Origin of the sequence: Streptomyces sp. NPDC046866, assembly GCF_040704625.1 — a bacterium.
Classification (GTDB): domain Bacteria; phylum Actinomycetota; class Actinomycetes; order Streptomycetales; family Streptomycetaceae; genus Streptomyces.
Window position 1 is genome coordinate 35,833 of sequence record NZ_JBEYXN010000036.1, and the last position, 11,145, is coordinate 46,977.

Consider the following 11,145-nt stretch of genomic DNA (forward strand, 5'->3'; position numbering starts at 1 on the left):
CCACGAACACCCGGTCACCGACCGGGGCGGACGGGGTCGAGGGCGGCCAGCAGGGAGCGGCTGCCCGCGCGGGCGGTGCGCACCGCCCGCCAGTCCACCGAGGGGCGGACCACCTCCAGAAGTGCAACGTCCTGGGCGTCGTACAGAGGGACCGTGGTCACCCCGCCCTACCGCTTGTAGCCGGCGTCCACCGTCCTCGCGGCCGGCCAGGACCCGGTCGGCCCAGAAGTGCAAGCAGTCAGCCATGTGCCACGCAGCCATCCCCGGTGACAGTGATGGACTGCCGGCGGCTGGTCCACTCGTTGCCGGCCCGGATCCTTGTGTCGCCGGTAGGCGAGGAGAGCTCGTGGCGACGTCCCGCACGAGCGGACATCCGGCCACGACCTTGTCCTCGCTGCAATGAAAGAGGTCGTGGGCAGCCCTGATCCTCGGGTGTGCCATCTCATGACATCGGTGCCTCGCGGCCAGGCTCGGCGGCGTAGGACCTGAGGCGATCGGCGAACGCGATGACGAGGTCGCGGAGTCCGTCGGGGCGCTCGATGACGAACGGCCGGTCGAGTGAGGCGAGTACCGGGGGCAACCAGTCGAGCCGCTCCGCCCGCAACTCGACGCGCAGCCAGCGCTCGGTCACGCGGTCCTCACCGGCCGCGGACTCGTGCTCCTCCAAGCTCGCGACGCTGGCCGGAAGCTGGGCACGGATCTGCTCAACTGTCCCGTGGATCCGCAAGGTCACCTCATGCCGGTACTCGGCCCTGGCCAATCCTGACAACACGCGCTGTGCCGGACCGGGACCCGCTGGCGCTTCGAATGAGCCGGGCAGGGTCCGCGCGTCTGCGATGCGGTCGAGCCGGAAGGTTCGGTCCTCGCCGATCTGGGCGTCTTTGCCCGTGACGTACCACCGGCCCGCATGGGCGACGATCCCGTACGCGTGCAGCGTGCGTTCGCTGCGCCGTCCGTCACGGTCGGTGTAGCGGATCGAGACCGGTCGGTGGTGGCGCACCGCATCGGCGATCGTGAGCAGGACCCCGGCGTGCGGGGTGTCGAACTCGCCGGGCTGATCCGTGAAGGCGAGGGCTTCCAGGAGTGTGTCGAGCCGACGAGCGATGCGCTTGGGCAGCACCCGCCGGATTTTCGCCGACGCCGTCTCGCTTGCCGTGCGCTCCGTCGTCGCCAATCCTGCTCGGCGGCCCGCGACCAGGCCGAGAAGCACGGCCAGCGCCTCGTCGTCGTTGAACATGAGCGGAGGCAAGTGGCCACCGGGAGCCAGCCGGTAACCGCCGTAGCGGCCGCGCACCGATTCCACGGGCACGTCGAGGTCGATCAGCTGGTCCACATACCGACGGACGGTGCGCCCTTCGACGCCGAGCCGGTCGGCGAGTTCGGCCACCGTCCGGGTGCCGCCCGACTGCAGCAGCTCCAGGAGTGTCAGTACGCGGCCGGTTGGGCGAGACATGTTGGCAGCCTAACGCGAATACAGGACCGTTTCTGTCCACTATTTCTCCTAGCGTGCGACGTGCACCCCTCCAGCAGAACCAAGGAGATTCCCATGGACTTCGTCTCGATCCGCATCATCACCAGCGACGTCGCACGCCTCGTCGACTTCTACGAGCGAGCCACAGGGGCGCGGGCGGCGTGGGCCACCGAGGACTTCGCCGAACTCCGGACCGCGGGCGCCACCCTCGCGATCGCCGGCACCCGCACCGTCCCGCTGTTCGCCCCGGGCTCTGCCCGGCCGGCGGACAACCACAGCGTGATCACCGAGTTCCTCGTCGACGACGTGGACCGCGTTCACCAGAACCTGACCGGCTTCGTCACCGACTTCGTCAAGGAGCCCACCACGATGCCCTGGGGCAACCGGTCGTTGCTGTTCCGCGACCCCGACGGCAACCTCGTCAACTTCTTCACCCCCGTCACCCCGGCGGCCATAGAAAAGTTCGCACACTGACGCCACCCACACAGCCGCTCCCTCGGGACCCCTGAGATCCCAGGCTCCCGGTGAACGCGGCCGCCGACTCCAGGAGCGCCACCGGCAAGGGACATCGGAACGCACCGCTGACCCCCGAAGGACGTCTGCGCTTGTGTCTGCGGGTCGACGCCGGACGTCCGATCGCCCATGTCACTGCTCCCGCCGCCGCCTGGCCAAGTGGTACGCCCGCTGGCGCACGCACGGCGAGAACGGCCTGGCTCGACCACTCCTCCCGCCCCGCCACCAGTCCCGCCCGCACCTCCGAGGGCATCGCCGACCCTGGTGGAGGCGCTGCGGCGGCAGACCAAGCAGGACCATCCCGGCACGCCGCCTACCCACGCGGCTTGCACGGCGTCACACTCGGGCCGGCGACCGTGCACCGCATCCTGGTTCGTTTGCCGACACCGGCCTTCAGGGGACGGACGCAACACACGTCGGGGCCCACGTCACCGTGAGGGCGCGCGATCTTGGGACGACTGCGGAGGGTTCTGCGCCCGCTCCCAGCCTGCGGTCCGTGATCAGGGGCGGCCTGGCAGGCCGAACAGGCCGTATGGCGGGGGACAGCAGGCCGGAGCGCGTGCTGGCCGCCGCCAGTTTCGTCAACCGGCTCGGCAACGGTCTGTTCAACGCGGCGTCAGCGCTGTACTTCACCTTGGTCGGGGTCTGCCCGCAGTGCAGGTCGGTGCCGCTTTCACCATTGCCGGAAGCGTGATGCGGCCGACGGGATCGCAGTCGCGGGCTGCCTCCAGCCGGTGGCCGCGCCGACGAGCCGGAGCTGAACCTGGACCGTGTCGAAGCCGCTCTCAGCCCATCGGCGGGGCGGGTCGGCGGGGTAGACCGGCAGATCGAACCGGATCAGCAACGCCGGATCGTCATCGGCCTGCCACATGACCTCCCCCAATACAACAGCGTCCAGCTCGGGAACGGCCTGCGCTCGGTACACCGCCCTGACCGTTTCGGGGTTGTCGACGAAATCGAGCCAGCTCGGCACCCGCCCGCTCGCCTCCTGCTCTGGAGCCGGGACTTCTTCGGCACGCGGCGGCCTGACCCGGTCGGCACGCCGCCGCTCACCGGTTGTTCATTCCAGCAGCGCTCGGCATTGTCGTTCGTCGATGACCCGTCCCTGTGAATGGAACTGTCAAAATAGGATGATCTTACCCGTGTTGGGAGTCAGGTCCCGGCCGTTAGACGCCGCCGCGCCCAGTGGTCTCCGCCCAGCGCTCGTCGGTGAACTTCAGTCCGCGCTGCCGGCACACGGGCCGCTGCGCCTCCCGCTCGGCGGCGCGGCGTCGTTCCTCCTGGGCGTCGGCGCGAGCAGCCTGTTTGCGGTCGAGGGCGTCGCCGTCGGGGTTGTCAAGCGCGGCCGTCAGCGTCTGTTCGCCTGTCGGTCCCAGGCGCCGCCACATCGCCGTGTCGGCGCCGTGCTCGGCGTGAGAGGCCTCCTCGCGCCACACGCACCGGCCGACGTCCCCGCAGTCCCCTGCGGCCGGCTCGTAGCCGGAGTGGTCGACCGGCCTGAACGCGCCGTGCTCCGACATCAGCACCGCACCGTCCACGACCTCCCGCGGATCCGACCCCGTCAGATCGAGCAGCAGCCCGTCCAACGGACCCACCAGGTCCACATACCTGTGGCCGCGCTTCCGCCTCGAGTCCGGCTCGTACGGGTCCGGGCCGTAACAGCGGCCCATCCACGAAGGGTCCACCCGCCAGCTCCCAAGGTGCTGCCGAGCGCAGAGCTGGAAGGACGTCGGCACGGGCATCCCAGCTACCGGTTGCTCGGGACCTGGCCCTGCGTACTGGAGATCTGGACCTGGCCTGCAACCGGCTGCGGCGGCCATCAAGGACGGCCACCCGGTGCCGCTTTCCGGCTGGCAGTTGCACTGTGGCGAGCGTCGGGGACGGACGCGTCCGAAGACGCGGTGGCGGTTCTGATCAGCGCCGCTCGCTAGGGCCACGCGGCGCCGGCGCGCCAGAGCCGGAGGTGGAAGATGCCGCGCACATCCACGCCGCTGGTCGCGGGAGGCCGCTGCGCCTGGCGCAGGACTCGGACCCGGTAGGTTCCGGGCCCCCAGGCGCAGCGGCTGGGGCTACAGATGGTCGAACTCGATCGCTGCTCGGCATCCCCCTCGTGACCTGGCCGCCCTGACCGGCATCGGACCGCCGGGCCGGACCCCGCCACAGAACGCGGCGGCAGCCGACGTGGCCGAGCTGATCGGGGCCATCCGGCACCTGACCGACACCAGCAAAAACGCCTCGCACCACCCAGAGCAAACAACTGACGCCACCCCCCGAAAACACACCCCGCCCATCAACAACGACACCAGTGTTCACGTCACCAGGCGCAGCGTTGTTCCAGCAATGCCCACTCGTACGCTCTGGCCCCAGGTCAGTTCCAGGGCGTCGGCCTCCATTCCGTCTCCGAAGACCACGATCCGGTCCGACTCCACGGTCAGGCGCAGTTTCTGCCCCCGCCCGAGCTCACCGGCGACCCTCGTCGTTCCGGTCGCGGGCGAGGGCCAGGCTTCGCGCACGAACCACAGGAGCCGCGGGTCGCACGGTGTCGGCAGCTCCGTGGTGCTGCTGCGCTCCAGCCACAGGGAGCGCAGCCAGCCGGTGGCGCCCGTGCCTGTGCCCACCAGCACTCCGGAGGATGCCTGCGCCTCGCCCGGGCCGTTCTCCGTGTCCGAGCCCAGGCGGTAGCGGGCCGTCTGGTGGCCGGGCGGGCCCAGGTAGATCTCGTTCAGCGCCAGAATGCGCTGGGTGTCGTCGGCGACGGCCTCGACCATGGTCAGCTCATCCGCCCGGCCCCCGGCGGCGATCGCGGCGCGCAGCAGGGCGGCCGTGTCGTGGCAGCGGTGGCGGACCAGGATTCCCGCGTTGCGCCCCGGATCGGTGTCGATGCCCACGACGGGCTGTCCAGACAGGTACTTCGCGGTGTTGGCGACCAACCCGTCCTGGCCGACCACGACCACCACGTCCTGCGGGGCGAACAGGAAGCGGTCCAGGTCCGCCCGCTCCACCCGGGAGCTGCGCCAGGTGAGGGGCACCGCCGCCGCCACCTCCTGCAGCGCCTGTTGCACGCGGTCGTGGCGGCGGAGCAACTCGTCGATCGAGCGGCCCCGGCTGGAGAGGAAGAAGGCAGCCTGCCCGTGCGTCCCGTGCCGGGTGAGGAGTTCCTCGTACTCGGTCCTGCGGTGGACGAGCACAGCCCGCGGGGCCAGGCTCACGCGCCGGCTCCGCCCTCGGGACGCCCGAGCCGGGTCAGGAGCCCGGTGAGGACGTCCGGAGAGAGCGTGATGCTCTCGATCCGCGGCAGGTTCTCCGCCAGCCGGGCCGCCGCCATGGCGCGCAGCGTGCCCGGGTCGGCTTCGCCGTGTACCCGCAGCCAGGCGGCTTGGGCCTGTGCGCGTGCCGCGCCCGTCTCGCGCGCAGCTTCGGCGTCGGCGCGGGCCAGGGAGACCTTGCGGGCCGCTTCGGCCTCGGTCCGAACGGCGTCCGCGGCCGCGTTCTCCTCCGCCTCGCGGCGGGCGTTGATACCGCGCTGGTCGACCAACTGCTCCTCTCTACGCGCCAGTTCGATCTGACTGGCCAGCTCGTTCTCTGCGATGGCACGCTCGCGTTCGACGGCAACGGCACGCCGTTCGTATGTGGCCCGGTCCGCTTCCTGCTGGATCTGCTCGCGGGCCGGCGTGCGCAGGGCGCGCTCCACCTCGGCCTCGGGGCGGATCGCCACGACGCGCACGGCCACCACGTCGATGCCTGTGGCCGGGAGCCTGGGCTCGGTGGCGAGACCGTCGGTGACCCGCTGCCGTACGGAGGTGACGCCATCCACCAGTGCGACGGCCAGCGGGGTCCGGGCCAGTACGTCCAGTGTGTGCTGCTGTGCCGTCTCGGTGAGGAGAGTGGCGATCTGCTCCAGCGGGGCGCCGCGCCAGCTCCCGGTGTCCGGGTCGACGGAGAAGTCGAGCCGGTCCGCCGCCTCGGCCGGGTCGCTGATCCGGTAGGTGACGGTGGCCTGCACGGTGACGTCCTGGAAGTCGGCCGTACGGGCGTGGAAGGCCATGGCCAGCTCCCGGTCGTCGACCGGAACTTCGGACAGCGCCGCCGACAGTGACCGGTACCAGAAGCTGAGGCCCCGGCCGTCGTGGACGAGCCGGCCGCGTTTGTGGTGGCGGATGTGAGCGGTGGGCGCGGAGCGCAGATGACGCCAGCCGAAGCGTCGGGTGATGTCGGCCATGTCGGACCCCCCTTTATTTCGTCGATGTGACGATAACGGGCGCAGGTTATATCGTCAAGAGGACGAAAAGAGGCAGCCCCTCCTGTCCCCTTCGAACCTCGCAACCAGGCGGAAGCGCCCCGGCCGGACAGGCCGGCTGCGCGCGTCGGCCGGACCGGACTGAAGACCTGGCGGACCTGATCCCCACCGACACCCGCTCGGACCCAAACAGGCCGCCGCCCGCCTCCGGGCCGTCGGGGCGATATCGAGTGGATCCGCCGGCTGATCGCTCCGGTCTTCTGGAGCCGCGTCCCGTTCGACGCGAGCAAAACCGGCGCCGCCGACGTCTCTGCCGCTGCTCCTCGCCGCGCTGCTCGCGGCCTCCGGATGCGTCTCCGTCGACTCCGCGCCCACCCGGCCCGCCGAGGGCTCCCGGGCCGCGGTAGCACCCAGCGCCTCGGCCCCCACCGCCGGCGGCAGGGGCGGCCCTGCCTTCTTCCGCCGGAGTGGGGGGGTGTGGGCTCCCGCCGGATGCCTCGCGCGCGTGCGGCGCGGGGCGGGCCGGACGCCCGCGATGCGGCCTTGTGGCGCGGGTCTCGGGCAGGCGAATGACGATCCATGACCTGCCGCCCGGTCGGACTCAGGCCGACCGTCGTGTCCGAACAGCGGCTGCGCGGAGAGCGCCCCCGCCACGTTCTATAGGCGTGCTACGGTCCTTCTATGGCGAATACGACGATTCAGGTGACCAAGCAGACCCGAGACCACCTCGCCCAGCTCGCCGAAGAGCGCGGGCTGAGCATCGGGCAGCTCGTCGACGCCCTCGCGGCCGCCGAGCCCACCGCCGCGCAGCGGGCCGAGCAGGTCGCGACCGCCCGGGCGCACGCCCGGGAGGTGATCGGGGTGGAGATCAGCGACGAGGAGTTCGCCTCGCTGGACGTGCTGGGGAATCTGCGGCGGATCGCCGCGGAGAAGGTCCTCGCGCTGCCCGGCCGGGACGCCGCGTGATCATCCTCGACACCAGCGCCGTGACCGCCCTCGCCTCGGGGCACAAGGCGCTCAACGCGCTTGCGGTGAATGTGACCGCCAGCGGCGACCGGCTCCTGGTCCCGGCCCTGTGCCTGGCCCAGGCCGAAGCCGACCTGGCCGCCGCCGCACGAGCCGTGCTCGGGTATCCGTGCACCGACGTCGAAACGCTGGGGCAGATCGACGCGCCCGCGGTCGGCACCATGTTCCGCGACGGCTACGGCGGCATGGACACCTGCCACGCCCTCTATACCGCCCTGCGCCGCACCCACGCCGGCGGCATGCCCATCCTCCTCACCGACGACGAACACCGGTACCCGCCCGGCGTCCTCGCCATCGGCATCGACACCCCCGGCATGCTCGGCTTCCACTGAACCCCCGGGTGCGCCGAGCCGTGCCGGGCTGAGCCGGCGCCTCGGCACGGCCCCGGCCCGGCATGAGGGGGTGTGAGGCAGACCTGGCTGCGCCACTGGCGTCCAGGCCCGGAGGCGGGGCGGTGGCGGTGGATGCCCACTCGCCGTCCGTCCCGGCGGCGCACGTGCCGGCCGACGACGGCCGCGGGGACTAGAGTTTCAGCGGTCTGATCCCTTGTCGAACTCGCGCAGCACGTCCTTCTCCTCTTGGGTGGCGCCTGACGCCTCGGGCTTTCCAGTTCCCATGACTTCTTGCGCAGCGTCCTTGACCTTGTGCGCCATGTCCTGAATGCGGCTCTTGCCGCCGGGCCGGGCCGCTTCGCGCTGCCGCTCCTCCTCGGGTGTCACATCGTTCTCGCCGGTCACGCGTTCCAGCGGTGATTTGTCTGCCTTCGGGTCAGACATGACGGCGCTCCCTCGCTTCATATCGGTGATGGGCTTTGCGCCTGTCCATTCCGCTTCTCTTCAATCGTCGGACGCCGGGAACAACGGAGCCGCAACGGCCCTGCGGCGGCGTCGGCAGGTCCGTGCCCCGGCCCGCAGACACAGCAGGATGCGCTGACCCCCGGCGCCGCCGCCCACTGATGGACTTGCGGCATAGGCAGCCGCTGCTGCCGACTGCGGACGGGCTGCCCTGGTTGTCGTAGACGCACGGCTGGAAAAGGGCCGGGATCTGCTCGTCCTCCACGAGGAACGTGTGCAACGCGATGGGCTTACAGCCCCGAAGCCGGTCGATCCAGGCGTCGGCGTAGCGGCTGTCCCCCTGCAGGTAGATATGGCCCGCGTGGTGGAGAGTGGTGACGGGCTGGTGGCTGGTTTTGACTGAGGGTGGCCGGAAGGCACACACGCTCAGTGGGCGAGCGTGACGTGCTCTGGGTCAGTCCGAGTCAGGTACCAGCGTGTTCGACCGTGGAGACCACGCGCACCAGTGCAGGCGTCCTGGGGGCCGATCCGAAACCGAAGCAGACGGGTGGAACGACGGGTGAGAGGGGACCGAGGTCGGCGCCGTCGAAGGACGCGTCGGCGGCGATGATCGGCCACAGGCCGCCGGCCGCGTACCACTGACGGTACCCGGGGCGCGAGCTGCCCCGGGTCCGTGCACCGGTCACCAAGCGCGCGGGCACGTCGGTCAGAGCCGCCCACAGCGGTCGCCGGGCGAGGGGGCGGGGCACGGCGCGCAGCGCCAGCCCGAGGGGTCCCGGGCGGCCGAGGCGGAAGCGGAGCTCCAGGGGTCCCGCTGCGATGTCCCACACGCTGTCGCGTCGGTGCTGCACGCGCATGGGAGTCGTCCGGACCTCGTCGAAGTGGTAGACGCCGGCGATGTACTGCGTGGTGCGGGCGGTGGGCGCCAGCAGCAGACGCCGGCCGTCGGCGCCTTCCAGCATCACGTCGCTGAACGGCCCGAAGGGCGAGCGCGGCCAGTGGCCCAGGACCACGCGCGTGCCCGAGCCCGTCCCGACGGCCGCGATCCAGCCGTCGAACGTCAGCCGTTCCCGTCCCACCTCCCACGGGTACCCCGTGACGCGGCCACCCATACCGTCGTGCCTGTCGCGGTGTGATCTGCACCGGACAGCGCGGTCAGGGTCATTTGCAGACATCGGGCTTCCACCGGCGTTCCGGGTAGCTGGTGGACAGGTGCGGGCGGCACACCGGTGCGGAATACCGAAGTCTGACTTGATCAGGACACCGATGACGTCGCCGCGGTGGGTGACCGGCGCGAGTGCCGCTGTCCGGCTGCGCGGTGCGGTGCCAGAAGCGGGTGCTGGCCGCGCCGGACCCCGTCGTAGACGCTGTTACCGGGGAATGGCACCTGTTCGGTGCGGTGCTGCGGGCCCCGGGCGTCACGCCCGGGTGACGTCGGCGAGGAGCACCCCGACACTGCCCCCATGCGAACGCCCTTCCCTCGGCGGTCCATGTCTCGTCCCTCTTCACAGCCGCCTCCACCTGCCTGGCCGCCAGGCGCGGCCCCCCTCGACAACGAGCGTGCCGTACGGGTCGACGGGGCCGGGTGGGAATCGGCGAAACCCGGCCTGGCTCTATTCACGCGTAACGAAGCCCGTTCTTCATGACTTCGGGAGGCACCCGCCGAGGCGGGATGTCGATTCAAGAGAACGGGTTCTGGCTCACTTTCCGTGGAGCATGCACGCCGAGTGACGGTTGTCGGGTGAGTGGCCCTGGGAAAGTTGCACGGAATTGGCCCGTAGCGGGTGCGGTGTGGCTGACAGTTCGGCCCGTGGGAGAAGGGGGGCTCCGGCTGGAGGAGTTACTGTTCCCGTCGATCGCCGACGTGACGGTGCTGTCCGAAGCCGTGAATGACGAGGCGGTACACATAGAGGCCCGAAGCACGATGCCCGAGGCCGCCTGTCCCGGATGCGGATCTCGTCACGGCGTTCACAGCTCTTACCTGCGATTTCCCGCAGATGTGCCCAGGGGAGGCAGGCAGGTCGCTCTCTGTTTGCGCGTCCGCAGGTTCCTCTCAGACGTTCGGCCGGGCCGGCTTTCATCTACTCCGCAAGCGCGTCCTGCGCTACTCGTGAAGCACAGGTCAGACCGCATCATCAAGGAGGCCGAAGCCTTCCGGGAACCCTTCCAGGAACTCCCGCCGACCGGGGTCGGCCTCGGCTTCGGCCATCGTCCCGAGCAGGTCGGTCAATTCGCTCCGCTGGTCGCTCGACAGCTTGCCGGCCAGGTGGGCGACACCCTCCAGGACCTTGACGGCGTCGTCCTGATCCAGCTGCTCGTCTTCACTGCCCTCGATGAACCACAGGACGTCGACCAAGGCCTCGGCCAGGGCGTGGGTCAGAGACGAGTACACGGGCTTCAAAGCGGACTCGTAGCAGGTCACGGCAGCAGAGTCCGGCCATCCCACCGCACACCACTGACATCACCCCCAGTCAGCCCTCCACTGAAAGTGAGCCAGAACCCGAGAACGGAAGGCAGCGGGCGACAGAGGCAGCGAGAGGGAGTTGAGGCCGCACCCCCGGCGGCCCTCGATACAGCCAGGCTCACGGGCAGCGGCCAGGCGGGCTGCCGGGGGGCGGTGGTCTCCAGGCGCTCGTGCAATCAGGTGAAGCCGATTCTGTTCGCGCGGTCCGCTGTTCTCGCGGGCCAGCCGCTCCGCGCCAGCCCCCCGGGCCTGCCGCTCAGCGAACGGGCGGCCGGGGGGTGGATCGGCCCGGCGTCAGCCGGGCGCGGCGTGCGACTCGATGGTGCGGGGCCGTGGCCCGCCTCAGTTGCCGATGCCGGAGCTACCGAGGCCGGAGTTTCCGATGCCGTGGCTGCCGATGCCCGTGTTGGCAAGGCCCGCGTTGCCCAGACCCCCGTTGGCGACGCCCGCGTTGCCCAGACCCCAGTTGGCGACGCCCGCGTTGCCGACGCCGTCGTTGAGTGCGCCCGCGTTGCCGACGCCCGAGTTCCCGAAGCCTGAGCTGCCCACGGAATGGCCCGGCCCGGTGTCGTCGGCGCCGGCCGCGCCGGCGCCCCCCCCACGCCCGCCCCCCCCGGCGCCCCCCCCGGGGGGGGGAGCA

13 protein-coding genes are annotated in these 11,145 nt (G+C 70.9%); 3 read left to right on the forward strand and 10 right to left on the reverse strand.

Features of this window, described 5'->3' with window-relative positions:
• Positions 1-14: 14 nt before the first annotated feature.
• Together AB0953_RS32660 and AB0953_RS32665 are read right to left on the reverse strand one after the other, a co-directional pair.
• The gene (locus tag AB0953_RS32660; RefSeq protein WP_366863197.1) at positions 15-161 is read right to left on the reverse strand and encodes a hypothetical protein; all 147 of its coding nucleotides are present in this window, start codon (positions 159-161) and stop codon (positions 15-17) included.
• Positions 162-442: 281 nt separating this feature from the next.
• Positions 443-1,453, reverse strand: coding sequence for a YafY family protein (locus tag AB0953_RS32665; protein ID WP_366863198.1), 1,011 nt, complete (start codon positions 1,451-1,453; stop codon positions 443-445).
• Between the two features lie 93 nt (positions 1,454-1,546).
• Here AB0953_RS32665 and AB0953_RS32670 point away from each other — a divergent pair, with 93 nt between their 5' ends.
• Positions 1,547-1,945 (forward strand): VOC family protein, encoded by a 399-nt coding sequence (locus AB0953_RS32670; protein WP_366863199.1) that lies wholly within the window; start codon positions 1,547-1,549, stop codon positions 1,943-1,945.
• Between the two features lie 712 nt (positions 1,946-2,657).
• Here the strand turns inward: AB0953_RS32670 and AB0953_RS32675 are convergent.
• The 4 genes from AB0953_RS32675 to AB0953_RS32690 form a co-directional block, all read right to left on the reverse strand.
• Positions 2,658-2,957: a hypothetical protein gene (locus AB0953_RS32675; RefSeq protein ID WP_366863200.1), complete on the reverse strand. Its 300-nt coding sequence runs from the start codon at positions 2,955-2,957 to the stop codon at positions 2,658-2,660.
• A 193-nt stretch (positions 2,958-3,150) separates the two neighbouring features.
• Positions 3,151-3,654 carry a hypothetical protein gene (locus tag AB0953_RS32680; RefSeq protein ID WP_366863201.1) on the reverse strand — a complete coding sequence of 168 codons (504 nt, stop codon included), beginning with the start codon at positions 3,652-3,654 and terminating at the stop codon, positions 3,151-3,153.
• 639 nt (positions 3,655-4,293) lie between these two features.
• Positions 4,294-5,193, reverse strand: a complete 900-nt coding sequence (locus AB0953_RS32685; RefSeq protein WP_366863202.1) for a hypothetical protein — start codon at positions 5,191-5,193, stop codon at positions 4,294-4,296.
• Positions 5,190-6,203 (reverse strand): SPFH domain-containing protein, encoded by a 1,014-nt coding sequence (locus AB0953_RS32690; RefSeq protein ID WP_366863203.1) that lies wholly within the window; start codon positions 6,201-6,203, stop codon positions 5,190-5,192. Before AB0953_RS32690 ends, AB0953_RS32685 begins: the two co-directional genes overlap by 4 nt.
• Positions 6,204-6,902: 699 nt before the next feature.
• On the opposite strand from AB0953_RS32690, the gene AB0953_RS32695 reads away from it, so the two are divergent.
• A complete protein-coding gene (locus AB0953_RS32695) occupies positions 6,903-7,187 on the forward strand; it encodes a hypothetical protein (RefSeq protein ID WP_366863204.1) in 285 nt (94 codons plus the stop codon).
• A complete protein-coding gene (locus AB0953_RS32700) occupies positions 7,184-7,579 on the forward strand; it encodes a hypothetical protein (RefSeq protein ID WP_366863205.1) in 396 nt (131 codons plus the stop codon). Before AB0953_RS32695 ends, AB0953_RS32700 begins: the two co-directional genes overlap by 4 nt.
• 198 nt (positions 7,580-7,777) lie before the next feature.
• Here AB0953_RS32700 and AB0953_RS32705 read toward each other — a convergent pair whose 3' ends face one another.
• From AB0953_RS32705 to AB0953_RS32720, 4 genes are all read right to left on the reverse strand, one after another.
• Positions 7,778-8,023, reverse strand: coding sequence for a hypothetical protein (locus tag AB0953_RS32705; protein ID WP_366863206.1), 246 nt, complete (start codon positions 8,021-8,023; stop codon positions 7,778-7,780).
• Positions 8,024-8,505: 482 nt separating this feature from the next.
• Positions 8,506-9,120 (reverse strand): hypothetical protein, encoded by a 615-nt coding sequence (locus tag AB0953_RS32710; protein WP_366863207.1) that lies wholly within the window; start codon positions 9,118-9,120, stop codon positions 8,506-8,508.
• Positions 9,121-10,163: 1,043 nt separating this feature from the next.
• Positions 10,164-10,463, reverse strand: a complete 300-nt coding sequence (locus tag AB0953_RS32715) for a hypothetical protein (RefSeq protein ID WP_366863208.1) — start codon at positions 10,461-10,463, stop codon at positions 10,164-10,166.
• Positions 10,464-10,847: 384 nt separating this feature from the next.
• Positions 10,848-11,054, reverse strand: a complete 207-nt coding sequence (locus AB0953_RS32720; protein ID WP_366863210.1) for a hypothetical protein — start codon at positions 11,052-11,054, stop codon at positions 10,848-10,850.
• Between the last annotated feature and the right edge of the window lie 91 nt (positions 11,055-11,145).